Origin of the sequence: Cohnella sp. GbtcB17, assembly GCF_019091135.1 — a bacterium.
Lineage (GTDB): Bacteria > Bacillota > Bacilli > Paenibacillales > Paenibacillaceae > Cohnella.
The window spans coordinates 1-24,979 of sequence record NZ_JAGXJW010000081.1; the positions used below are offsets into that span (position 1 = coordinate 1).

At 61.1% G+C, this 24,979-nt stretch carries 18 protein-coding genes and 1 pseudogene; 3 read left to right on the forward strand and 16 right to left on the reverse strand.

What is annotated here, in order from left to right:
- A pseudogene (locus tag KVT38_RS30185) lies at positions 1-206 on the forward strand (NAD-dependent epimerase/dehydratase family protein); the annotation flags it as partial.
- 129 nt (positions 207-335) lie between these two features.
- Here KVT38_RS30185 and glmS read toward each other — a convergent pair.
- The 7 genes from glmS to ppc form a co-directional block, all read right to left on the reverse strand.
- Positions 336-2,168, reverse strand: a complete 1,833-nt coding sequence (gene glmS / locus KVT38_RS30190) for a glutamine--fructose-6-phosphate transaminase (isomerizing) (RefSeq protein ID WP_217597468.1) — start codon at positions 2,166-2,168, stop codon at positions 336-338.
- A 627-nt stretch (positions 2,169-2,795) separates the two neighbouring features.
- Entirely contained in the window at positions 2,796-4,136 is a 1,341-nt protein-coding gene (glmM, locus tag KVT38_RS30195) for a phosphoglucosamine mutase (protein ID WP_217597469.1), read from the reverse strand.
- Positions 4,137-4,206: 70 nt separating this feature from the next.
- The gene (locus KVT38_RS30200; protein WP_217597470.1) at positions 4,207-5,661 is read right to left on the reverse strand and encodes a CdaR family protein; all 1,455 of its coding nucleotides are present in this window, start codon (positions 5,659-5,661) and stop codon (positions 4,207-4,209) included.
- A complete protein-coding gene (gene cdaA, locus KVT38_RS30205; protein ID WP_217597471.1) occupies positions 5,654-6,499 on the reverse strand; it encodes a diadenylate cyclase CdaA in 846 nt (281 codons plus the stop codon). The genes KVT38_RS30200 and cdaA overlap by 8 nt, the downstream gene beginning before the upstream one ends.
- A 171-nt stretch (positions 6,500-6,670) precedes the next feature.
- The gene (locus tag KVT38_RS30210; protein ID WP_217597472.1) at positions 6,671-7,279 is read right to left on the reverse strand and encodes a zf-HC2 domain-containing protein; all 609 of its coding nucleotides are present in this window, start codon (positions 7,277-7,279) and stop codon (positions 6,671-6,673) included.
- Between the two features lie 114 nt (positions 7,280-7,393).
- Positions 7,394-7,951, reverse strand: a complete 558-nt coding sequence (gene sigW / locus KVT38_RS30215; RefSeq protein WP_420872128.1) for an RNA polymerase sigma factor SigW — start codon at positions 7,949-7,951, stop codon at positions 7,394-7,396.
- A 634-nt stretch (positions 7,952-8,585) separates the two neighbouring features.
- Positions 8,586-11,378, reverse strand: coding sequence for a phosphoenolpyruvate carboxylase (ppc, locus tag KVT38_RS30220; protein WP_217597474.1), 2,793 nt, complete (start codon positions 11,376-11,378; stop codon positions 8,586-8,588).
- 310 nt (positions 11,379-11,688) lie between these two features.
- Here ppc and KVT38_RS30225 point away from each other — a divergent pair, with 310 nt between their 5' ends.
- A complete protein-coding gene (locus KVT38_RS30225) occupies positions 11,689-12,420 on the forward strand; it encodes a class I SAM-dependent methyltransferase (protein ID WP_217597475.1) in 732 nt (243 codons plus the stop codon).
- A gap of 25 nt (positions 12,421-12,445) precedes the next feature.
- Here KVT38_RS30225 and KVT38_RS30230 read toward each other — a convergent pair whose 3' ends face one another.
- The 8 genes from KVT38_RS30230 to KVT38_RS30265 all read right to left on the reverse strand — a co-directional run bounded on the left by KVT38_RS30230 (position 12,446) and on the right by KVT38_RS30265 (position 23,272).
- Positions 12,446-12,802: a DUF1304 domain-containing protein gene (locus KVT38_RS30230; RefSeq protein WP_217597476.1), complete on the reverse strand. Its 357-nt coding sequence runs from the start codon at positions 12,800-12,802 to the stop codon at positions 12,446-12,448.
- A gap of 108 nt (positions 12,803-12,910) precedes the next feature.
- Positions 12,911-15,466, reverse strand: coding sequence for a hypothetical protein (locus KVT38_RS30235; protein ID WP_217597477.1), 2,556 nt, complete (start codon positions 15,464-15,466; stop codon positions 12,911-12,913).
- Between the two features lie 12 nt (positions 15,467-15,478).
- Complete coding sequence (locus KVT38_RS30240) at positions 15,479-17,548, reverse strand: S-layer homology domain-containing protein (protein WP_217597478.1); 2,070 nt, start codon at positions 17,546-17,548, stop codon at positions 15,479-15,481.
- Between the two features lie 223 nt (positions 17,549-17,771).
- Positions 17,772-18,593 (reverse strand): glucosamine-6-phosphate deaminase, encoded by an 822-nt coding sequence (gene nagB, locus KVT38_RS30245; RefSeq protein ID WP_368859186.1) that lies wholly within the window; start codon positions 18,591-18,593, stop codon positions 17,772-17,774.
- A 20-nt stretch (positions 18,594-18,613) separates the two neighbouring features.
- A complete protein-coding gene (locus KVT38_RS30250; protein WP_217597479.1) occupies positions 18,614-19,942 on the reverse strand; it encodes a 6-phospho-beta-glucosidase in 1,329 nt (442 codons plus the stop codon).
- A 76-nt stretch (positions 19,943-20,018) separates the two neighbouring features.
- Positions 20,019-20,948 carry a carbohydrate ABC transporter permease gene (locus tag KVT38_RS30255; RefSeq protein ID WP_217597480.1) on the reverse strand — a complete coding sequence of 310 codons (930 nt, stop codon included), beginning with the start codon at positions 20,946-20,948 and terminating at the stop codon, positions 20,019-20,021.
- Positions 20,949-20,962: 14 nt separating this feature from the next.
- The gene (locus KVT38_RS30260; protein ID WP_217597481.1) at positions 20,963-21,892 is read right to left on the reverse strand and encodes a carbohydrate ABC transporter permease; all 930 of its coding nucleotides are present in this window, start codon (positions 21,890-21,892) and stop codon (positions 20,963-20,965) included.
- 15 nt (positions 21,893-21,907) lie between these two features.
- Entirely contained in the window at positions 21,908-23,272 is a 1,365-nt protein-coding gene (locus KVT38_RS30265) for an ABC transporter substrate-binding protein (RefSeq protein ID WP_217597482.1), read from the reverse strand.
- Positions 23,273-23,768: 496 nt separating this feature from the next.
- On the opposite strand from KVT38_RS30265, the gene KVT38_RS30270 reads away from it, so the two are divergent.
- Positions 23,769-24,482 carry a GntR family transcriptional regulator gene (locus KVT38_RS30270; protein ID WP_217597483.1) on the forward strand — a complete coding sequence of 238 codons (714 nt, stop codon included), beginning with the start codon at positions 23,769-23,771 and terminating at the stop codon, positions 24,480-24,482.
- A gap of 270 nt (positions 24,483-24,752) precedes the next feature.
- Here KVT38_RS30270 and KVT38_RS30275 read toward each other — a convergent pair.
- The coding region (locus KVT38_RS30275; RefSeq protein WP_217597484.1) for a hypothetical protein at positions 24,753-24,979 on the reverse strand (227 nt) is incomplete at its 5' end.

Consider the following 24,979-nt stretch of genomic DNA (forward strand, 5'->3'; position numbering starts at 1 on the left):
GAACCTATAACATTGTGGACAGCGATCCGGCAGCGGGTACCGAATGGGTTCCTGTCTTTGCGAAAGCCCTTAACGCTTCTGAACCCAAGACCATGCCAGGAAGCGGGAGAGGAGAACGCGGAGCGCTTAATACAAAGGCACTGCGGAATGGTTGGAGTCCGCGGTTCGCTTCATGGCGTGAAGGTTTCCCTAAGACACTTCATTAAGCGGCAGCTGCAGAATAAACCATTGAATATGAAAAAAGCGGAGATTTTGGATCTCCGCTTTTTTCATATTATTACAATCTAACATTTTATTTTCTTTGAACAACAGAAGCAATCTGGCGTTCTCCTACCTTACTCCACCGTGACGCTCTTCGCCAAATTCCGCGGCTTATCGACGTCATGCCCCAGTGCCAGTGAAGCGTAATACGACAGCAGCTGCAGCGGGATGACCGACAGTGCCGGCGTGAGCAGCGGCAGCGTGCGCGGGATGGCGAATTGGCGGTCGACGGACTTCGCCGACTCCTCTTCGTGGCCTTCGTTGACGAGGCCGAGCACCTCGGCGCCGCGCGCCTTTACTTCCTTAATGTTGCTAACGGTCTTCTCGAACAGGTCCTCCTGCGTGAGCAGCGCGATGACGGGAACGCCGTCCTCGATCAGCGCGAGCGTGCCGTGCTTGAGTTCGCCGGCGGCGTAAGCTTCGGAGTGAATGTACGAGATCTCCTTCAGCTTGAGCGAGCCTTCGAGCGCGACGGCGTAGTCGATGCCGCGGCCGATGAAGAACAGGCTGCTCGACTTCGCGATCGATTCGGCAATCGACTTAACCGTGTCGGCCTGCCCGAGAATGCGCTCGACCTGCTCCGGCAGCGAGTCCATCGCCGCCAGGACATGCGCGATCTCCGCCTCTTCCTGCGTCCCCAGCGTCTGGGCCATGTACAGCCCGAGCAGGAAAAACGCGATCAGCATCGTGGAGTACGCCTTCGTCGACGCGACAGCGATCTCCGGTCCCGCCAGCGTGATGATGACGTCATCCGCTTCGCGCGCGACCGAGCTGCCGACGACGTTGGTGATCGCCAGCACGCGGGCGCCGCAGCGCTTGGCTTCGCGCAGCGCGGCGAGCGTGTCGGCCGTCTCGCCCGACTGGCTCACGACGATGACGAGCGTATCCTTCGTGATGATCGGCGAGCGATAGCGATACTCCGATGCCACGTCGACTTCAACGGGGATGCGCGCCAGGCGCTCGATGACCGTCTTGCCGACCATACCGGCATGCATCGCCGTGCCGCAGGCGACGATGTGCACGCGGCTCACGGCACGCAGCTGTTCGGCCGTGATCGACAGCTCAGGCAGGACGACCGAGCGTCCGTCCTCGCTGGTGCGTCCGCGCATCGTGTCGCGGTACGCGCGCGGCTGCTCGTAGACCTCCTCCAGCATGAAGTGATCGTAGCCGCCTTTTTCCGCCGTCATCAGGTCCCAGTTCACGCGGAAAACTTCCTTCGCGACCGGATTGCCCTCGACCGTCAGCAGCTCGACGCCGTCGCGCGTGAGCACCGCCATCTCGCCGTCCTCGAGGATATAGATGTCGCGCGTATACTCGAGGATCGCCGGAATATCCGACGCGATGAACTTCTCGCCTTCGCCGACGCCGATGATGAGCGGGCTTGCATAGCGTACCGCCACCAGGCGGTCCGGCTCGTGCTCGGTCAGTACGCCCAGCGCGAACGCGCCGCGCATTTTACGGACAGCCTTTTGCACGGCCTTCACGATGTCGCCTTCATATTCGACGGCGATCAGGTGCGAGATGACCTCCGTATCCGTCTCGGACAGGAAGCGGTGACCCGCAAGCATAAGCTCTTCCTTGAGCTCCAGGTAGTTCTCGATAATGCCGTTATGCACGACGGAAAACTTGAGCGAGTTGTCCGTGTGCGGATGCGAGTTCGCATCCGACGGCTTGCCGTGCGTCGCCCAGCGCGTATGCCCGATGCCGATCGTGCCGCACAGCGGGTCGCCCGTCAGACGGCTTTCCAAATTGACCAGACGTCCAACCGCCTTGGTCACTTCGAGACCGCGCTCCGTATGCACGGCGATGCCCGCCGAGTCGTAGCCGCGGTATTCCAGCTTTTTAAGCCCTTCGATCAGAATAGGCTGAGACTCTCTAAATCCGATATATCCGACAATTCCGCACATTGATATATGCCTCCGCTTCGGTCAACGTCCATGGGACGCACCGGAGCCGGTCAGGCTGCCGCACGCCTATAGCAGACCGCGGACAACCAGGGGTACGCATGCAAATCCGCGAAGTCAAGCAGGACCCGGACGCCACGCAGGCGTCCCGCCGGCCGCAGCCTTGCGCAGGATGAGCATTACCCGATATCCACGACATGTCGAGGCCCCCGTGCTCCGGTTCGCCGGACATTCCGCTATAGTATGATTCCAATTGGTCGTTCTTATCGTGCCGGCGTATTGTGCGCCCGGTTGCCCTGAGCGATTTGTCTTCCGGCTGACGGCCCCGATTGGGCCGGGAGGTCCCCGCCGATCATCCGAACACCTCCACCTCGTCAACTCGCCGCGCGCCGGCGGCAAGTTCTGGCGCTTATGAAGCTGATGCGACCCCAACCCTGCCTTTCCTTCTTGAATGACGTTTTTCGTTACCTTCTCTTATTACCCGCGGCTCGCGCCGACAATCTAAACTATCATATTCGTTTTGAAATGACTGCGCAACCTTAAACTGCGACTTTCCGCCAAATGACGGTATTGCCCAGGAAATGACACTGCCCGGCATCGTCGACACCGGGCGCGCCAGCATGCTGTCAATTAGACGAGCTCCGCGCGAATGACGTCGGCGATCGCTTCGACATGGCCTTCGATCTCCGCTTTGTCCGGCCCCTCGGCCATGACGCGGATCAGCGACTCGGTGCCGGACGGCCGCACCAGGATGCGTCCGTTGTCGCCAAGCGCCGACTCCGCCGTTGCGACGGCGTCCGCGATCGCCGCATTGCCCTCGTACTTCGACTTATCCACGACGCGAACGTTGACGAGCACCTGCGGATATTTACGCATCACCTGCTTGAGCTCGCCAAGCTTCTTGCCGGCCCCGACGATCGTGTCGACGAGCTGCAACCCGGTCAGGATGCCGTCGCCTGTCGTATTGTGATCGAGGAAAATCACGTGACCGGACTGTTCTCCGCCCAAGTTGAAGCCCCCGCGAACCATCTCTTCCATCACATAGCGGTCGCCGACCGCCGTCTTCGCCGTCGTCAGGCCCAGCTTGTCGGCCGCTTTAAAGAAGCCGATGTTCGCCATAACCGTCGTTACGACCGTGTCGTGCTTCAGCTTACCTCGAGCGCGCATCGCTTCGCCGCAGATGAGCAGGATATAGTCGCCGTCGACCTCTTCCCCGCTCTCGTCAATCGCGATGAGCCGGTCTGCGTCGCCGTCGAACGCGAGGCCAAGATCGGCGCCTACCTCCCGCACTTTGGCCGCCAGCTTCTCCGGATGCGTCGATCCGACGCCTTCATTGATGTTCAAGCCGTTAGGCGCCGCGCCGATCGTCACAACCTCTGCGCCCAGCTCTCGGAATATCGTCGGCGCGAGCTCGTAGGCGGAGCCGTGCGCGCAGTCCAGCACGATCTTCAGGCCGGCGAACGAATGCTTCACCGTCAGCTTCAAATAATCGACGTACATCCGCTTCAGCGCCAAATCCGTCGTTACCGTGCCAAGGTCCTTGCCGACCGGCCGCGGCAGCGTATCTTCTTCGGCGTCCAGCAGACGCTCGATCTCCGCTTCCTTCTCGTCGAGCAGCTTAAAGCCGTCGCCGCCAAAAAACTTAATGCCGTTATCCTGCACCGGATTGTGCGACGCCGAGATCATGACGCCCGCATCCGCGCCGAGCGTGCGCGTCAAATACGCGACCGCCGGCGTGCTCACGACGCCGAGTCGAATGACATCCGCGCCGATCGACAGCAGACCCGCCGCAAGCGCATTTTCCAGCATTGCCCCCGATACGCGCGTGTCGAGGCCGATGATGACCTTCGGACGCTGCGCGCCCCCCGCCAGTACGTAGCCGCCGCAGCGGCCGATCTTATATGCAAGCTCGGCGGTAAGCTCCAAGTTGGCTACGCCCCGAACGCCGTCCGTTCCGAAATATTTCCCCATGTTCCTCAAGACCCCTTCGTCCCCAATTCATTCTTCCAGATGGAATGCTGTTCGTTCAACCGTTGCAAGCTCAATCGCCTTCCGTCGGCGACGGCGATGAGGATGGCGACGACGATGGCGTGGCGCTCGGCGTCGGCCCCTGGGACGGGCTTGGCGTCGGCGATTCGCCGTCGGTCTCCCCCGCATTTCCTGTGTCCGTCCCCGTCCCCGTCGATTCGCCGCCCTCCGGCTCGATGACGCCGACCGAGGCGGGTTCGTCCGTCGTCTGTGCGCTCGGCGGAGGCGTCACCTCCGTGCCGATATTCGTAATTTCGACTTCGATCGAGGTGTTGCCCCCGCTCTGATCCACGAACCGCGGCGAATTCACGTTAAGCGGTATCGTGTACGTGCCGGGGCCGCGTCCGCTAAGGTCGGCCTCGACGCTGACGTCGCCAGGCTGCAGCTTGTCGAGCACGGCCGGCGCGCCTTTGAACGTAATATCCGCCTGACCGCTTACCGGCTTGGTGATCTGCATCTTGAGGCCGTTGCCGAGCCCCTTGACTGTGATCGGCAAGCCTTGAATTGTCCGCGTCTGCGTCAGCACGACCTGCACGTCGACGGAGATCGTCGCCGGCGATACTTCCGTTACCGCATCGGACTTGCTCAGCGTGATGTCGACTTTGCCCGACTTGGTCACCTCGGACAGGTTGAGATCCGCTTCGATGAAGTCGATCTTGTCCAGCTCCGTCTGCGGACCGTAGATCGTCGCCTCCTCCGCGCTCGGGCTGAGATTCGCGACGCTGAGGCCCGCGGGCAGCTGACCGATCAGCTTAAGCTGGATCGGCACCTGCTTAAACGGATTGGTGATCGGCACTTCGACCTCGAGCACGGCAGGATCGACCTCCGCACCCGGAATCTCCTGTCCGGAGCCGTCGTAGGCGACGAGCTTCACGCTCTTGTCCTTGAGCGTCTTGTCCGCGCCTTCGATGGAGATCGAGCCGCCGACATGGTCGACGCGATCCATCTCGCTCGCCGGCAGCGTCACATGTACCCTGTTCGTCGGACGCAGTACGGGCGCCCCCGCCTTGTAGCCTTCCTTCGGCGTTCCCTTCGGCGTCACTTGAACCTCGAATTCCTTGCTCTGCAGCTCCTCCAGCTCGACCGTCACGGTCGCGGGCTCGACCTGGATCGTCTGAATGCTTCTGGGCAGATCCGTTCTTAGCGTTATCGTATGCGTGCCGGCCTTGACGGTGCTTAGATCGGCCTCCACGATATATCCGCCGTCCGAACGCGCGGCGAGCAGATCGCTCGGCGTCCCGCGCACGATGAGCTTGACCTTCGTCGGGTCCATGCTTTTGAGCACGTAGCTCTGCTCGTCCAATCCGCGCACCTGCACCTTCACGTCGGTAAACGTGCGCGTCTCGATGAGCGAAGCGACGTTGTTCGGCGTCGAATCGGGGTTGAAGTGGACGACCGCCCACAGCAGGATGCCGAGCGCCAGCGAGATGAGCCGTACGGCATTCGGATGACTGAGCCACTTATCCATGGCCGTCACCGCCTTTCCGCTGCCAGAACTTCCAAGGGATGTTCCAGCTCCGCCCGGTCTTCTTCGCATTCGTCTGGCGAAGCTCGTCGAACAGCTTGGAGATCAGCGACTCCTCCTTGATGTCCCGCACGATTTGCCCATTAAGCGCGAGCGATACATGCCCCGTCTCCTCGGAGACGACAACCGAGATCGCGTCGCACACCTCGCTGATACCGATCGCTGCGCGGTGCCGGGTGCCCAGCTCCTTCGAGATGAACGGATTTTCCGACAGCGGCAAATAGCAGCCCGCCGCCATGATCTCGCCGCCGCTCACGATGACAGCGCCGTCGTGCAGCGGCGTGTTGGGAATAAAAATATTGATGAGCAGCTCCGAGCTGATCGCGGACTTCATCTTGATCCCGGTCTCGATGTAGTCGCCGAGCCCCGTGCGCCGTTCGAAGACGATCAAGGCGCCGATCTTGCGCCTCGCGAGGTATTGAACGGCCTTAATGACCTCGTTGATCGGATGGCTGATGTCGTGCTCCTCCAGGGAAGAACGGCTGAACAGCGTGCCGCGGCCGAGCTGCTCGAGGGCTCTGCGAAGCTCGGGCTGGAAGATGATCAGAATGGTCATGATCCCGAACGGGAACAGCTGGTTCATCACCCATTTGAGCGTATACAGGTTGAGCCACGTGCTGAGCGCCCACGTGATAACGAGCAGCAGGATGCCTTTAAGAAGCTGGACGGCCTTCGTGCCGCGCACCAGCAGAATCATTCGGTATATAAGATAGCTGACGATGAGGATATCGGCGGCGTCCTTGACGGCGCCCCACACCGTTAAGTTCTCGAAATAATCCAAGACGCACCCCCCGTCTGGCGTCTCGATCGGGTTTCCCGAATCTTGTCAGATTGCGCTTAGGATATGTATCTATTGTTTTCTATAAACGAACTTCTAAATCCTGTTTAGAATACAAAAAAACCTCCCCGATGTCCAGGGAGGCCGCCTTGTCTGGCCGCCGGACGGCGGCCGTCATGTCCCGTAGGCCACCGTGTCGAACCAGGTCGTCACCTTGTACCATGCCCAGTCGAGCGCCCGATCTACGGTCTTCACCTTGCCGGCGATATGCGCTGTCGACGCGAGTGTCACGTTGCCGTCGATGACGGTCAGGTTGCCCTCGACCTCGCCGAGCACTTCGGCTTCGCCGTTCTTGATCGTCAGATCGCCCTCGACCTTCTGGCCGGCGGGCACGATGACTTTGTTGCCTTCGATCACGACGTGCGACAGGTCCCCGCTCAGGCTGAGCTGATCGTCCTGATTCCACATCGCGACGAAGCTGGACAGCATGACGACCAGGAAGATCGCCGCCGCCGAAGCCGCCGGATGCCGCTGCACCCACGAGGTCCACACCTTCGGACTCCGCTTCTTGGGCAGCGCGCCCATAATGGCGTCGGTCAGATGGGAAGGCGCAGCCGGGACAGGCTGGGCATATATCAAAGCTTCCGTCCGCTCGAGCGCCCCGTAGCGCTCCTCGCAGGCCGGACATTCGCGAAGATGTTGCTGCAGCAGCGCGGACTCCTCGCGGGGCAGATCCCCGTCGAGATAATCGTGCATCCGTTTAACGGCATCGTTGCACTTCATGATAGCCATCCCTTTCTGCACAGGAGAACATAAAGCCTCCTTTGCGAATGCTTCTATACAGTACGTTCCCCGTCTCGGGACGGTTTCAACTTTGGCGGAAAAATAGGCGAAGCCTTAAAGCTTGTGCTCAAGCTTCTTGCGCATGAACTCGCGGCCCCGGTGGACGCGCGTCTTGATCGTCGTCACCGGCATGTCCAGCACGTCCGAGATCTCCTGCAGCGACATGTCCTGCAGATAGCGCAGCACCATGACCGACTTGTACTTGACCGGCAGCGTGTCGATCGCATCCCGGATGATGCGCTGCGTCTCCGACAGAATCAGCTCGCTCTCCGGCGTCCGGTCGTCGCTCGGCAGCATCGCGTACCCGTCCAGCCCCTCATGGTCCGACGACTCGGCGTCCAGCGAATACACCGGACGGCGCTTGCGCAGCCTGTCGATGCACAGATTTGTCGCGATCCGGTAGATCCACGTCGAAAATTTCTGATTCTCGTCGTAACGGTCCAGGTTGCGGTATACGCGCAGAAAACACTCCTGCACGACATCCTCCGCCTCCTGCCGGTTGCTCGTCATCCGGTAGGCCAGATGGTACAGCTTGTCCTTGTATAAATCCACGATCTCCGCGAATGCGCGCTGATCCCCCTTGCGGGCCAGCTTCGCAAGTCGCGTCTCTATTGGCTTCAACGTGTTAACCCTCACCTTCTTCGCCGGTCGCCCGGCGCTCGGCCCGTCTCGTCCGCTCAGCATCGCGATGCCTGCGAGCAGGACAACTTGGCCCGGCCGGGTCGGGAAGACCCTTCGCATGAATGCGATCAAGAAAATGGTAATGCACATGTATCAAAAAAGCAAGACGCGGGATGCCCGGCCCCCTTGCCTTTTCGCATATTTTTGCCTATCCGACATCCGCCGCTACGCCTTCACAGTAAATGCCAAGATATCCGATTTCGCCCATTTTAAAAAACAATTATACGTTCTGGCGCGTACAGAACGGACTGAGCAGCCGCTATTCTTGTCCCTCTCGCGATTCGCGGACCGGTCGCGGACTCAGCGGGCGCTATTGCGCGATCGCCGGCCTATATTAGCCTTGATTCGGTAAATAGCGTCCCTCCAGTCCGATATCATCGACTCCGGAGCGGTTTTTACGAAAATAACGTCTCCTGGGTCCGCTAAATCTCCTGCCTCGCTGAGACTCTTGGCTCTCTGGCTCTCCGCGTCAAAGCCTGCGACTGCCCCTCCATCCGATCCTTTCCGCTCCGCCAAAAAGAGCCCGGGCATGCGCCCGGGCCCGCCTTGCTTATCTCGCCGTCGATCAGCCTGTATTGCGCAGGCCGGCGGCAATGCCGTTGATCGTGAGCAGCACCTCGCGGAGCAGCTCCGCGTCGTCCTCGCCCTCGTCTCTGCGCTGCCTGAGCTCGCTCAGCAGCTGAACTTGAAGGTAGCTGAGGGGATCGACGTACGGGTTGCGTAGCCGGATCGACTCCTGGATGACCGGCACATTGTCCAGAATCTCTTCCTGACCGGTAATCTCCAGCAGGATGCGCTTGGTCAGGTCGTACTCCTCTTGGACGAGGGTGAAAATCCGCGTGCGGATCTCATCGTCCTTGATCATGTCCGCGTATTGCCGCGCGATCAGCAGATCCGCCTTGGCCAGCGCCATCTGCAGATTGTCGACGAGCGTCGCGAAGAACGAATATTCGCGGTACATCCGGCGCAGCGTCTCAAGCTTCGCAGGATCGCCTGCGACGTACTGCTCGAACGCCGTGCCGGCCGCATACCACGCAGGCAGCAGGTAACGGCTCTGCGTCCAGGCGAATACCCAAGGGATCGCGCGCAGGTCCTCGAAGCGCTCGCTGTTCTTGCGCTTGGACGGGCGGGAGCCAATGTTCAGCTCGCCGACCTCGGACAGCGGCGTCGACTCCTTGAAGAAGGTCATGAAGCCGGGGTCGCGGAAGATCAGATCCTGATACTTGGTCTGCGCCGTCTCCGAGATCGACGGGAGGATCTCCTCCCATTGCGCGTCGGCCGACTGGTCGAGCGTCGGATGCTTCGCCAGGTATGCAGCCTTGACGAGCGCGCTGGTCGCCTGCTCGAGACTGCGGTAAGCGATGCCTTCCATCGAATAACGCGACGTCAGCACTTCGCCTTGCTCCGTAATCTTGATGCCCGCGCCAATCGTGTGCGGCGGCTGGGCGAGAATGCTGCGGTCCAGCGGCATGCCGCCACGACCGAGCGCGCCGCCGCGGCCATGGAAAAACTTCAGCTTGACGCCATAGTCGCCCGCCGTCTCGGTGATCTTGTACAGCGCGACGCGCAGCTCCCAGTTCGCCGTGACCATGCCGCCGTCCTTGTTGCTGTCGGAGTAGCCGAGCATGATCTCGTGCATGTCGCCGCGCGCGGCGACAGCTTCGCGATATACCGGCAGGTCGAACAGCGTCTTCATGATGGCCGGCGCAGCGTGCAGGTCGTCGATCGTCTCGAAGAGCGGCGCCGACTGGATCGAGCTGACGAGCTTGCCTTCCGGCGTACGGCGCACGAGGCCCGCTTCCTTGGCGAACACCATGACTTCGAGCAGGTCGCTCGCGCCGCGGGTCATGCTGATCAGGTACGTCGTGATACAGCTATCGCCGAACTCCTCCTGGGCGCGGTAGATCGTCCGGTACACCTCGAGGCACTCCTTCGTGCCTTCGCTGAGCGATGCCGTCGCGTGCAGCAGCGGCCGGGAATCCGACAGCAGCCCGTGCAGCAGCTCGATCTTTTCTTCCTCGCCGAGCTCGTTGTAGCGGTCCGTGACGCCTGCCTTCGCCAGCACCTCGGTCATCGCGTTCTCGTGCTCCTGGGAGTGCTGACGCACGTCCAACGCAGCCAGATAGAAGCCGAACAGCTCGACCTGGCGAATCAGCTTCTTCAGATGCGTATCGGCGACGAAGTCCGCGTAATGGTGGCGCAGGCTGCGATCGATCAGCTGCAGGTCCGCGATGAACTCCGACACCTGGTGATAGCGCTGCGACGTTCCTTTAAACTTCTCCTCGCGCATGTTCTGCAGCTTCTGGATAATGTAGGTGATCTTGATGCGGTACGGTTCGTGGTCGTTGGTCCAGCGCTCCACCGTGCGAAGCTCGACCGTCTCGCGCTCCTGCTCGATCGATTCGAGCAGCTCCGGATTCACCTTGACGATTGTCGTACTGAAGCTCATCTTCCGCATGAGCGCCTTCAACAGCGTCTCGTACTTGTGAATGACCAGGTTGCGCTGCATGTTCAGCGTGCGCCAGGTGATGTCGGCCGTCACGGACGGGTTGCCGTCCCGGTCGCCGCCGATCCACGTACCGAAGCGCAGATAAGTCGGCACATGCCACTTCTGCTCCGGATAACACTTGGCCAGACAGCGCTCCAGCTCGTCGTAGACGTCGGGCAGCACGTTGAACAGCGTCTCGTGGAAAAAGTACATGCCGTTGCGCACTTCGTCGATGACCGTCGGCTTGCGGTCGCGCAGCTCGTCGGTCTGCCAGAGGGTGAGCACCTCGTTGCGCAGCTGCTCCCGCAGACGCTCGCGCTCGCGGTAGGTGAGCGACGGATTGTCGAGCTCCATCATCTCATTGGCGATGCGCTTGTGTACGTCGAGCACGGCCCGGCGCATCGCTTCGGTCGGGTGCGCGGTCATGACCAGCTCGAGCGAGATGCCGGACAGCAGCTCCTGAACCTCGTTCAGCGGCAGATTTTTGTTCTTGAGCTCCACGATCGCGCTCTCGATGGAGCCCGGCTGAACCGCTTCGCCCGCGGAACGCTCGTAATCGCGCTTGCGGCGGATGCGGTGGTTCTGCTCGGCGATATTGACGAGCTGGAAGTAGATCGCGAACGCGCGGATCACCTGATGGCGAACCCCCGGCTCCAGCCCGGTAATCGTATTGACGAATTCCTCGTAAAGCTCGGGTACGAATTCGGCGCGCAGCGCCTTGCTCGTCTCCCGGATCTTCTCTACGTGGTCGAGCAGCTCGCGGCCGCCCTGGTGCACCAGCACTTCGCCCAAGATGTTGCCCAGGAACCGCACGTCCCGGCGCAGCAAATGGTTGGTCGAAGAGCGGCTTGCCGTGGCCATTTCTGTCATCCCATTCACCTCAAAATCATGACTTTCGACGCTAAACAATCTTCTAAACATCATACTACAAATGATCTATAAAATCTGCCCCTCGCAACAGAGCCTCCAAAAATAATGTACCCGCATCGGGTTAGCCGGGAACCGCGGAGCGAGGCCGCCGTCAAAATTTAAATGCCGCGCCGGCCGCGGCATTCCGCTCACGCCGGACCATGGAAACATGCGAACGCAGATGTCGGTACCGTCCCGGCCCCGCCTCTATCCAGAAGAATGCCTTTGCGAGTAAAATATACCTAATTATGCAGATATGGAGGCTATCGCAATGACTTCTTCTTTCTCATCGTCCGCTTCCTCGCCCTCGTCCGAGCCGAATCACGACGAGATCTACCGCAGCCGGGCTGCGGAGTACGACAGGTTGATCTCAGCCCAGCCCTCGCTCGGCGCGCGCATCGACGCGATTCGTCCGCTAGCCGGTCTCGACGTCGTCGACCTCGGCGCGGGCAGCGGCCGGTTGACCGTACCGAACGCCGCCATGGCCGGCACCGTGCTGGCGGTCGATCTGTCGCCGGCCATGCTCGAGGTGGCCGCGTCCAAGCTGACGGCGGCGGGCGCCCGCAACTGGCGTACCGCCGTCGGCACGCACCTGCGCATCCCTGCGGAGGATGCCAGCGCCGACCTTGTCGTCTCGGGCTGGAGCATCGCCTATACGGCCGCCGCGGATGCGGACCCGGACGGCAACGCGCTTGCCGCCGTTCTGGCCGAGATTCGCCGCGTGCTGCGGCCCGGCGGCACGGCCGTTATCTTCGAGACGATGGGCACCGGCTTTCCCGCGCCGAACCCGCCGGCATTTTTGCTTTCCTATTATGATGCGCTCGAGCGCGTCCATGGCTTCGCCCACGAGTGCTTCCCGTTCGACTACACGTTCGCGGACGCGGCCGAGGCCGAACGGCTGGCCCGGTTCTTTTTTGGCGACGAGACCGGGGACAAGGTCGCGGCGAGCGGCTCGCCCGTCGTGCCCGAATTCGCCGGCGTCTGGCACCGGGTTTACGAATAACGAGATTCGCCGCCGCGATTCAACGCTACGCCCACATCACGAGTATCAACGCGATCAACGCCGGCAGCCCCTGCACGAGCAGAATGGAACGCTTGGCGGTTAATCCGCCGAATACGGCCGCGACCAGCACGCACGCCAGGAAAAACAGCTCAATCTGCTGCCCTGTCTGCCCGTTCGGATGCAGCAGCCCCCAGCATAGGCCGGCCGCGAGAAATCCGTTGTACAGCCCCTGGTTGGCTGCGAGCGACTTGGTCGCCGCGGCCGTCTCCGGCGTCGTGCCGAACGACCGCATCGCCCGCGGCGTCGTCCAGAGGAACATTTCGAGGACCAGGATGTAGACGTGCTCGAGGGCGACCAAGCCCGTGAAAATTTGACCCAGCATATGGAGACCTCCCTTTAATGGACTCTAGTATATCACCGCTTACGCCGTTCCGACGGCAAAAAAACGTCCCCGAAAGGACGTTTTTTCGTATGTTGCAGCCGGACGATCTTACTGTGCTTCCTTGATGATGCCGAAATAACGGCCCATCCAGTAAGGCAGGGTGAATACCGCGGACGTGTCCATGTTGCCATGGTAGTAATCGAAGTTCGGATTCGCGGTGTAAGGCGCGTCGAGCTGGGCGAACGGATTGTTGTTGTTCTTGATGATCTTGCGTTCGTCCGGCGCGAGCGCGTAGTTCGTCTGCTTGAACTTGTCGCGATCGCCCGGCTCGATGTAGAGGACGTCCTGACGATCGTACTGGGCCGGTAACTCGATGCGGTACAGCGGCATGCGATACAGGAAGCGAACGGCCGACGCCAGGTCGACGCTCGTATCTTCCGGATGCGCCATTTGGTACAGGAACGTGTAGAACGGATTTTCCTCGCGCTTTTCGTTCGCGTACCATTGGTCGTAAGCGGCCACGATCTGCGCTTTGCGGACCGGATCCTCTTCCTGCAAAATCAATTCGTAGACCGGGAACCAACCGAGCTCCTCGTCCGAGTAGTTGATGTACTGGGTCCAATCGCCGTGCAGCGTTGCGTTGATATTGGAGTCGTCTTCGCGGTCTCCCGTATAGCCGGGCTTCTCGTACGTAGCGGGATTGTTGTCGTTGATGCCGTATGCGTTGTTCGCCTGACGCACGAGTCTGCGCGCCTGATAGTCGAGCGCCATGTTGATGTAGCCTTTGCCGTTGACGAACGGCTCTTCCTTGCTGTAATCGCCGTCGTATACGAGATCGTAGGCCGCCTTGAACTTGGCCTGATCCTGCGGATAAGCCTCCGCGGTCACCGTGATCGCCGTCTTGAGCATGGACATGATCTCAAGCGCGTTGAGCGGACCGTCTTCGTAGCCGTAGGACAGCGCGTCGTCTCCGTTCTCGTCCACGCCGATATGCTGCGTCCAGAGCGCCTGCTTTTCCATGACGGACAAGCTGTCGTTGAAATATTTGGACAACCATCTGGACCATTGGGTCGACTTGCCCGTCGCATCCTCGATGTAGTAATGGTCGTCCTTCAGAATCAGATTCGTCATCCGGTCGGTCGCTTCGGCGGTCAGACGCTTGAACTCGGCCAGTTCGGGATCGGATGCATCGTCGCACAAGTATTGATAGGCGGTGAAAAAGAGGGCGTAATGGCCGTCGACCTCATCCGAGGAGGTGTCGGCTTTGTATACGATCTGGTTCTGATCGATATAACCGTCGCTGCCAATGGCGCTGGCCGGGAACAGATCGTTGAAGAACTTCGGGATCTTCTCGTACACCGGCACGGTCAACTGGAACAGCGGCTTGTTCGAAGCCGTCGTCGTCTTGTCCTCCGCTGCGTTCGCGTTATTCGTCTTGGCCGTGATCACGGGCAGCACCTGGTAGACGTTTTTGGCGACCGAGGTCTTGATATCGATGCCGAGCTTCTGTCCGTCCGGACGTGTCTCGTTCAGCGCATCGATTGCCTCCTGACTCAGGCCGAAGCCGTTGTAGTTCATGACGTCCGAGCCGCCGGAGGGGAACAGCGTATCGCCCTTCTTGCTCTCGGCGTCTTTGGTGACCCGCACGAGGCCGTAGCCGATCGGCGTCTTGCCGGCCTGCTGCATGCTCGGGATGATCGGGTTCGGGTTGACGACGTTGTCGCCGACGATCGTATGGAACCAGAGGCCGTTCTGGCTCTGGAAGCCGTAGTCGGTGCCGTCGGTCGTCTGGGCGAGCCCTTCGCCGGTCAGCATGTAGGAGCGGGCGGGAAAACCGTTGCCGCGGCCGGACACGTAGTCGAGCAGCAGCACCGCCTTGGAGGCGCGGAGCGCGTCCGCCTTTGCGGCTTCGATATCCGCTTGTTGCTGCGCCGTCGGGCTTGCGCCCGCTTCGTCCTTCAGCGTGCGGTAACGGAAGATCTCGCCGATCGCATACATCGTCGTCCACAAGCCGTCATTGTCGCTCGTCGCGGGCGAGCCCGTGAATTTTCCCGTTGCGGAGCTGTAGTCCACGCTCGAATTCGCGCCGTCCGAAAAGGTGAACGAGGCGCCTGAAGCCATGCCGCGGCGGTCGTTGACGGCCTTGACGAGCTTCTCGTAAACGGAGGTCCGCTCGAGCAGCGTCATCTTCGGCATCGTGATATGCGTGACGCCGCTGGCCGTCTTGGCCCATACGCCGCCGTCGCCGTCGGAAGCCAGCGCCAGCACATGGTCGTCTCCGCCGTACAGGTAGCGCGGCCCCGCGAAGTACTGGACGATGTCCCGCGCGTCGGATTCCGTGAAGTCCACGCGTTGCAGGCCGGTCTCGGTGCCGATCCAGTAGACGTTGTTCTTGTCCTTAAACGCCGCGGTGACGTCGCCGGTCACGGCGCCGGGCAGAAAAGGAATATCCGTCGCGGTCGTCCACGCCAGGTCCGACGGGATGGAGGCATCGCCCGTTTTGTAATAAACGACGTTTTTGGTCGCTGCGGCATGAAGCCGGACCGGCTCGAACTTCGCGCCCGGAAGCGCGACGTTCGCGCTGGCGGACGGAACGGCGATCGCGGCGGCCAGCGTCGCGGTCAGCGCGCCGGTCGCCCATTTGCTTAGTTTTTTGTTCGCCATGGGACACCTTCCTTATTTTTGGATGTGGGATACGCCGGTCTCGGTGATCGCGTAGACGCCCGTTTTGCCGTCCGAGATCAGGAGCAGCACCTTGTCGTCCTTCAAATCGCCGCTCGCCAGCGTGTACGACTTCATCTCGTTGTCTGACAGGCGGACACGCGTGACGCCGGCGTTCGTGCCCAGCCACAACGACGCGCGCGATGCGTCCAGCACCGACGTGTTGACACCGCGGAGCGAGGCGAAGATCGAAGGCTTGACGTTAAAGGAAGCGTTGACGAAGGTCGTCGCGTTCGTCAGATTCGGCACCGCGGTCGCTTTGTTGGCGATGCTCGGCTTGTAGGTCGGGTCCTGCAGGAAGGCGATATACTGCTTGACCTGCAGCTCGGCCGTCGCACTGCCCAGCTTGGCGGACGCTTCCGCATAGCTGTAGAGCTTTGTGCTCAGATCCGTTTCGCCGCCATTATTCCCGCTGGTCTCACCGCCGTTATTTCCACCGGTCTCGCCGCCGTTATTCCCGCCGGTTTCACCGCCGTTGTTCCCGCCAGTCTCGCCGCCGTTGTTTCCGCCGGTCTCGCCGCCGTTGTTTCCGCCGGTCTCGCCGCCGTTATTCCCACCGGTTTCGCCGCCGTTGTTCCCACCGGTCTCGCCGCCGTTGTTCCCGCCGGTCTCGCCGCCGTTGTTCCCTCCGGTTTCACCACCGTTGTTCCCGCCGGTCTCACCGCCGTTATTCCCGCTGGTTTCACCGCCGTTGTTGCCGCCGTTGCTTCCGGTCGTGCCGCCCGTGCCTGCCGTGCTGCCCGTGCCGCTGCCGGTCTTCGTCTCGCCGCCCACTTTGGCGCTGGACGCATTGAGCGTCAACAGGATCGGCGCCTTCGACAGTTCGACGCCCTCGGCGTTGATCACCGCCGTCGCGATCTTCCCGTCGCCCGTCACCTGCACGGGGCCGTTGGCCGTAAACGTGTCCAGCGCAAAATCCGACGCGAGCTCGATCTTCGCGTTTTTCAAGCCGGAATCCGCCGTAAACTTCGAAATATGTCCGGTACCGCCCTGGAAGGACAGACCCGATGTAAATGTGAGCTCCGTCGCGTCGCCCTTCCACTGCACCGTATCCGAAGGCTTCGCCTTGATGACGACGATGCCGACCGGCTGCGCGGACCCGTTGTCCAATTCGCCGCCGGATGCGAACTCGACGCTCGCAATGTTCGTGTCGCCTTCGAGCTTGACCCGAATGTCGCCCGACGCCTTGTCGACGACGAGGCGCGCCGCCTTCGTATCTTTCAGCACGACCGTATGCGCGCCGCCGCCGAGCACGTACACCGTGCCGCCGACGTTCGAGCCATCGATCGTCACTTCGCCTTCGCCGACGCCCGGCGCGATATACAGGCTGCCCGTCAGCTTCAAGCCCGTCAGCCTAGCGCCCGGCTTGTTGACGGTCAGATTGCCGCCGGATACGCCGTCATGCGCGCCGCCGTCTGCGATCAGCGTCCCCATCGCCCCGTTCAGCATCTTGACCGCCTCGGCGCGCGTCAAGCTTTTCTTGGGCTGGAACTCGCCCGCAGGCGTTCCCGTTATGTAGCCCGCTGCCTGCAGCGCATGCACCGCGTCCTTCGCCCAGGCGGCGATCTGTCCTTCGTCGGCGAGTGAGCCGGCGGACGAAGCCGCGCTCAAGTGCAGCGCCCGGCCCAGCATGACCGCCGCCTGCTCGCGGGTCACGTTGGCGAGCGGCGTCGCATTGCCCGCCGCGTCGCCCTGCATAATGCCCGCCGCCGCAACCTTCGCGATATCCGCCGCATACCAGGCCTGCGCCGGCACGTCCGCGAACGACGCCGCGCTGCCGGTTCCGTAGCCGTACATGCGATTCAGCATCGCGGCCAGCTCCGCCCGCGTCACGGCTCCGTTCGGACGGACAAGCCCATTCTCGTCGCCCTTCAGCAGCCCGAGCTCCTGCCATGTCTGAATCTCGGCCGCTGCCCAGGCCGGAATCGTCTCCGCGGATGTCGCGGCATACGCGCCTTGTCCGAGCGCCATCAGCGCCGATGCCGACAGCAGCGACACTGCTCCTTGCTTCCACCTTTTGCCCATTGATGAGCCTCCTCGGTTGATCGTTCGGACACGACTGCGTCCGTTGCTTCAAACCCTTGCCCTGTCCTTGTCTTGCTCGTTGGCCCTACCCTAGACTCGCTCCCTTGCCTTGCCTCAAACCCTGCTCCTTGCTGCGCTCCCTTGACCTACCCTAGCCTTGCCCTTGCTCCTTGCTTCGCTCTCTTGCTTCCCCCGCTCGCTCCGACGCCGCGCCGCCGGCCGATCAGCCCCTCTCGGGCCGCGGCCCGGTCGTCTCCGACGCCAGCGCGCCGGCTGCTTCGGTATCCAGTACGAATGTCGCATCCGGATGCAGCTGCAGCAGCGACGCCGGGCAATCCGTGCCGATCGGCCCCTCGAGCGCCCGGGCGACGATCGCCGCCTTCGCCGCGCCCGTGGCGAGCAGCACGACGGATCTGGCCTGCAAGATACGTCCCGCGCTCATCGTCAGCGCGTATTCCGGCACCCGCTCACCTTCCTCGAAAAACCGTGCGTTGGCCTCACGGGTCGATTCGTCCAGCCGGACGACATGCGTGCCGCCGGGCGCTGCGGGGAAGCCCGGCTCGTTGAAGCCGATGTGGCCGTTCAGCCCGATGCCGAGCAGTTGGAGATCCGCCGGACCGTAATAGCGGTACAGCGCATCGTACAGCCTGCACGCTTCCTCGGCATTGTCCGCGTCGCCTTCCGGCAGATGCGTCCGGTCCGGCGACAGTTTGACCCGGTCGAACAGATGCGTTTTCATATAAGCCGCGTAGCTCTGCGGGTGCTCCGTCGACAAGCCGACATATTCGTCCAGGTTAAACGTCCGCGCCCGTCCGAAGTCCGCTTCGCCCAAGCGATGCGCCGCGACCAGCGCCTTGTAGACGCCCACAGGCGTTCCGCCGGTGGCCAGCCCGAGCACGCTGTCCGGCTTGCGCCGCAGCTGCGCTGCGAACAGCGCCGCGACATGCAGCTCCGCTTCGGCCGCAGTCGGTTTTACCACCACTTGCGCGCCCCGCACGACGAACCGTCCGGCGCCGGCCGCGGCCGGCGAACTCGTCGCATTCACGGCAGCTCCTGCCGACGGCTTCACGGCACCAGGGCCGCGAACTGCGGCAGATACGCCGCGTTCGCTTCCAGGATGTCGGCGAGCACGGCCTTCGCCAGCGCGGCGTCGCCGACGAGCGGGTGAATCGTGAGCGCCTGCAGCGCAGCGTGGCGATCGCCGCGCACGGCCGCTTCTATTGTCAATTCTTCGTACGACTTGACGAGCTGCAGCAATCCGCGGATTTGCGGGGACAGCGGCGCCTTCAGTTGGAGCGGATGTGCGCCGTCCGCCTTGATCACGCAGTTGACCTCGATCGAAGCGTCGTCCGGCAGACAAGAGACGATGCCCCCGTTTCTCACGTTGACGACCTGGATGTCGCCCTTGTCCGCGTAGATCGACTTCATGAGCCGCACCGCGGCTTCCGAATAGTAAGCGCCGCCCCTTTTCTCCAGCTGCTTCGGCTTCTCCGTCACCTCGGGTCGCCGGTAAATGTCGAACAGCTCGGCTTCGACCGACTTGACCTCGTCGGCGCGGGTCCTGCCCGTGCGTTCGAAGTCGGACGCCAGCTCGGCCAGCATCTCGTTCTTCATATAATAGTAGCGATGATACGAGCACGGCAGCGCGCCGAGTGAAGTGATGAACGCCGCGTCCCATTCGAGATCGGGAACGTTTTTGACCGTCAATCCTTTGCCCGAGCCGAGCGTTTTCAGAAACGAATCCGTAACGTCCGCGCCGTCCAGCAGCACGCGCGTCGTCCAATGCAGATGGTTGATGCCCGCCATCTCGATGAACACCCGCTCCGGCTCTACGCCGTACAGCGCCGCGATCTGCATCTTCGTGTCGATCGGGAGATTGCACAGCCCGACGGTCTTGATGCGCGAGTGCTTCAGCACCGCCTCCGTGACGAGTCCAGCCGGGTTGGTGAAGTTAACGAGAAAAGCGTCCGGCGCCAGCTCCTCCATGTCCCGGCAGATGTCCAGGATGACCGGCACGGTCCGCAGCGCCTTGGCGAAGCCGCCCGCGCCCGTCGTCTCCTGGCCGATGAGTCTGTGAGACAGCGGGATTTTCTCGTCGAGCGATCTCGCCTCCAGCATGCCGACTCTCAGCTGCGTCGTGACGAAGTCCGCCCCGGCGATCGCCTCCCGGCGGTCCAGCGTCGTGCGCAGCGCGATCTCCTTGCCGCTGCGCGCGATCATCCGACGGGCCAGATCCGCGACGATTGCGAGCTTTTCCGCGCCCGCTTCGATGTCCGCCAGCACAAGCTCCCGAACCGGGAATTCATCGTGATACCGCAAAATGCCCTCGATCAATTCGGGCGTGTAAGAGGAGCCGCCTCCGATGACGGCTACCTTCAGATGTTGTCTGGTCATACGTTTTACGCTCCTTCATCTTGCTGACTTGCGACCCGCGCTGACTTGCGACCCTCGGCCTCCGTCTGTCGCCGGCTTATTCCTTGACGCCGCCGGCCGACAGGCCGCTCACGATATAACGATAGAGCACGAGCGAGATAATGACCGGCGGCAGCGAAGCGACCACGCCTCCCGCCGTCATGAGCCCCCAGTCGATGCTGTGCTTGCCGATGAACTCCCGCACGACGATCGGCAGCGTCTTCGAAGCGACGGTCTGCGTGAATGCGTTGGCGTATATAAATTCGTCCCAGCAATTGAGGAACGTGAAGATCGCGGTCGCCGCGATGCCCGGCATCGCGAGCGGCACGAGGATGCGCGCCATCGTGCCGAGCTTGCCGCAGCCGTCGATGTACGCGGCCTCCTCGAGCTCTCTGGAAACGCCCTGCAGATAGCCCGACAGCAGCCAGGCCGCATATGGCAGGGAGAAGGACAGATTGGCGGCGATCAGCGCCGCGTTCGTATCGAGCAGCGGCGGCGTATGCCAGCCGATGCCGGTGAACGGAATCGTGAAGTCGATGCCGTCCCGCATCATGACGTACAGCGGCACGATGATGCTGATCGAGGGCAGCAGTTGCATCGCCAGGATGATGAACAATAGCGTGACGCGCAGCGGAAACTTCAGTCTGGCGAGCGCGTAGCCGCCCAGCGTGCCGACGACGATCGTCAGCAGCGTCGTGACGGCGCTCACGGTGAAGCTGTTGCGGAGCGCGTGGAAGAAGTCGCTGCCGACCGTGCCCGCTAGCAGATGCCGGTAGTTGAGCCAGGTCGGCGAATGCGGCAGCAGATGGCCGGACAGCAGATCGCGGGTCAGGCTGAACGAGCTGGTCAGCAGGTAGACGAACGGGCCCAGCGTGAACAGCGTCAGCAGCACGATGCCGAGCCACAGATAGAACGGCGGCATCAGATCGCCGTCGCGAGCCCTGGTGAACCAGCGCCGGACGCCGGCGCCGTTGTTAGTCGATTCCATACGTGCTCGGCTCCTTAAAGGTGGGAATCTTGGTTGCGCTTCAGCAGCACCATGTAGACGACGACGAGAATCAGGATGAGCAGCGTCGATACCCAGGCCATCGCCGACGCCTTGCCCAGATAGAAGTAGCGAAAGGCGTAGTTGTAGGTGAGGTACGAGGTTGAGGTTTTGGCGTCGCCCGTGAACACCGTGAGGATGTCGTACACCCGGTACGCCCCGATGATGCGCAGGATGACCGCGACGATCGCCGTCGGCAGCAGCTGCGGCACGGTAATATGCCGAAGCTTTTTCCAAAAGCCCGCCCCGTCGATGACGGCCGCCTCATACAGCGAGTGCGGAATGTTCTGCAGGCCCGCCAGCAGCAGCAGCGTCATGAACGGCGTCATCTTCCAAATGTCTGCGATCGCCGAGAACGTCACGACCTTCGTCGAGCTGGACAGCCAGAGCGGGTTGGACGAATCCGGCAGCAAATGCAGGTTGTGCAGCACGACCGTCAGCGCGCCGTAGCCCGGCTGGTAGATCCAGTTCCACAGCAGGCCGCTGACGAGCGTCAGCATCGCCCAGGGAATCATGATCATCCCGCGGAACAGCAGCCGGCCCTTGAACGCATGGTTCAGCAGCAGCGCAGCGAAAAAACCGATCGCAAGCTCGGCCGCGACGGAGAAGACCGTGAAGTACACGGTGTTCCCCATCGACGTCCAGAAGTCTTGCAGCTTAAAGATGTCGGCATAGTTGCCAAAGCCCACGGGCCTCGGATTCGAGCCGTCCATCAGGTTGTACTTGTAGAGACTCCATACGGAGGATTGAAAAATCGGAACGACAAAAATGCGGAACAGAATGTAAAGGGTCGGCACCAGCAGCACGTAGGCCAGCAGCGCGTCGTGTCGCATGGCGGGCGTGTATCTCGCTCGTTTTCTTCGGGGTGCCGCGTTCGGCTCAGCCACTCCTGCTCCTCCTTGCTATTTGGCCGCGCGCTGTATCGCTTGATCGATCTTTTTGGCCGCGTCGTCCAGCGCCTGCTGCGGCGTTTTGTTTTTTACAAGCGCGCTGTAGATCTCGTTCGATTGAATGTCGGCCCATTCGACATAGCCCGGCGCGTTCGGACGATTGGAGCCGTACTGGAACTGCTCAACGATCTTGCCCAGCGTCTCGGTCGAGTCCGCGGCGATCATGTCGGGATCTTCGTACAGGCTCTTCAGCGACGGATAGATGCCCATTTCCTTGAAGTTGTCGAGCTGGAAGCCCTTCTCCCCGATCCATTTGACGAACTCCAGCGCGGCCTGCTTGTTTTTGCTGCTCTGCATGATGCCGATGCCTTCGGAGCCGGATACGGCGGTGGACTTGATGTCTCCCTGTCCGGGGATGAGGCCGACGTCGGTCTGTCCGACCACCTGCGACATTTCCGCGTTGTTCAGGTCGGGGTACATGCCCTCCCAGTTGATCATCATGGCGATCTTGCCCGCGGCGAAGGCGTTTTTCACGTCGTCCTCCGTCCATTGGAGGCTGGAAGGATCGACCGTCTTGTCGACGTGCAGCAGGTCCGTCATGTAGGTGAGCGCCTGCACGGCCTCTTTGGAGTTGACATGCAGCTTGCCTTGATCGTCAAGCAGCTTGCCGCCGAACGCGGCGACGATCGTGTCGAAGTCGATGTTGAGCGACTCCGCCTGCTTCCAGGACCAGGCCGAGCCGTAGACGCCGTTTTTGGTCAGCTTCTTGGACATTTCGCGGAATTCGTCCCACGTCTTCGGCGGGGCGTCGTAGCCTGCGTCGGCGAGCAGCTTCTTGTTCCAATACAGATGCTTGCTGCTGGAGTAATAAGGAATGGCGAGCACGTGGCCGTTGTAGATGACCGAATCGACCGAGGATTGTGTGTAGTTCGCGAGGGTCTCCTTCGGCATGACGTTCGTTAGGTCCGCGGCAATCTTGCCTTCGTAGAACTGGCCGCCCCAGATCGTATCCATCTCGATGATGTCGATGTCGGAGGAGCTGGACAGCGAGGCCGTCGTGATCTTGCCGAAGAGCGAGTTGTAGTCGACGCCCATGAAGTTCACTTCGATGCCGGTCTCTTCGGTAAATTTTTTCGCCATTTGCGCGACGCGTCCGTCGGTGTCGACCATAAGCACGGTGATTTTCTTGCCCTTCTGCGAGCCGTCGCCAAGCTTGGACCAGTCCATCTCCGCTTGGACGTCTCCAGTCGATGCCGATGAGCCGGCAGTCTGCGATGCGTCCGATTTGGCGGACGGCGTCACGCCGCAAGCCGACAGCAGCGCTGCGGACAAGAGGATCGGCGCGGCCCACTTGGGCCAGGAATGTTGGTTTGGCAAAACGGATGACCTCCCTGTCTGTTATTCGTTCGGTTTGGATGATGCGGTTTGGATGATCTGGTTCGGATGATCTGGTTCGGATGATGCGGTTTGCCAGTCGGAATTTGGAAACGCTTTCTTTTGTGCGAAGCTCGTCGCTTCGCTCGCGCCTTCCCTTTACACACTCCCGGCTGCTTCCGCCAGGCGCCGTTCAAGCAATGATCGGATGTCCTTCCAGCGTTTGCTCATCCAGTAAATTCGTACCTTTCTTATCCCCTCACTCCTAAATGGTAATAATGAATTAAGTACATGTTATTATTTGTTATTACCTTTGTCAATCGTCTAAAAAATTTTTGTGCGCATTGGCTAGATTGAATAGGAAGCAAGCGCTGTATTTTCACCAGCCTTGGTAAAAAAATAGCGAGATTGCACGGAATCGAGGATTCGATTCACAAATATGACGATTACATTTATAATGATGAATGCTGGCAGTTGCACTTAGTGGAGGTAATTTGTAATGACAAAAAAACAACACAATCCCCTTTACGCGATGCTGAAGGAGAAGCTGCTGCTTCAAATTCAATCCGAGGAGTATAAGGTGGGAGATCGACTGCCAACAGAATCGGAGCTGTGCGATCAGTATCAGGTGAGTCGCACGACCGTACGATACGCGCTTCAGGAGCTGGAGCGGGAAGGCATCCTCGAGCGGATCCAGGGAAGCGGGACGTTCGTTAAGCGCAAAGAGCTGCAACTGCTCGCGACCCGAAGCTTTTCCGAGGATATCAGCGCCCAAGGCAAGAAGCCGAGCAACAAAGTGCTCGAAGCGGTCGTCGTGCCCGCGGACTCGCCGCTCGCCGGCGTGCTCGGCATTCCGCTCGAGTCGCCGGTGACGAAGCTTGTACGCCTGCGTTACGCGGACCACGAGCCTTTGATTTATGAGACCTCATACATTCCCTGGAGCCTGGCGCCGGGACTTGCGCTTAATCATGACGAGGGCTCTTTGTTCTCGCTCATCCAGACCCGTTACCAGTTGCAAATCCACCGCTCCGTCGAAAAGCTGAAGCCCGTGCTCGCGGACAAGCAGGTCGCGAAGCTGCTCAACATCCCCGAAGGCTCGCCTTGCTTCGAGGTACAGACGATCACATATTTGACGGACAACACGCCGCTCGAATACAACTACGGCATTTTCCGCGGGGACTTCCCCAACTTCACGATCGAGCGATTTTATTGACAGTGCCGTCTGCGATACCGACTTGAGATACCGACTTGAGATACTGACTTGCGATACCGAGACGATGCGCGGATTTCTGCGCTTCGTCTCTCGCGGCTGAGTGAGCCAGTAATGTGACATTTTGTTCCCGGTTGGGACTTCTTGCGGCAAGTGAGGGTGCGACGGGGCTTTTTAGTTTCTGGCTGAGACTTCTTGCAGCAGGCGAGGGTGCGACGGAGTTGCTTTGTTTCCGGTCGAGACTTCTTGCGGCAGGCGAGGGTGCGACGGGGTTTATTTGTTTCTGGTTGAGACTTCTTGCGGCAGGCGAGCCCCGGATGGGGCTTTTTTGTTCTTGGCCGAGACTTTCGCGACAGGCGGGACAACTGCATTAATAGGATGACGCCAAACGCCGCACTCTTGAGCTTGGCTAGGCGCGCAAAAACAAAAAATCCGCCATCGGCGGATGTAAGATTCGTTATGGAGCGGAAAACGGGATTCGATCCCGCGACCTTCTCGTT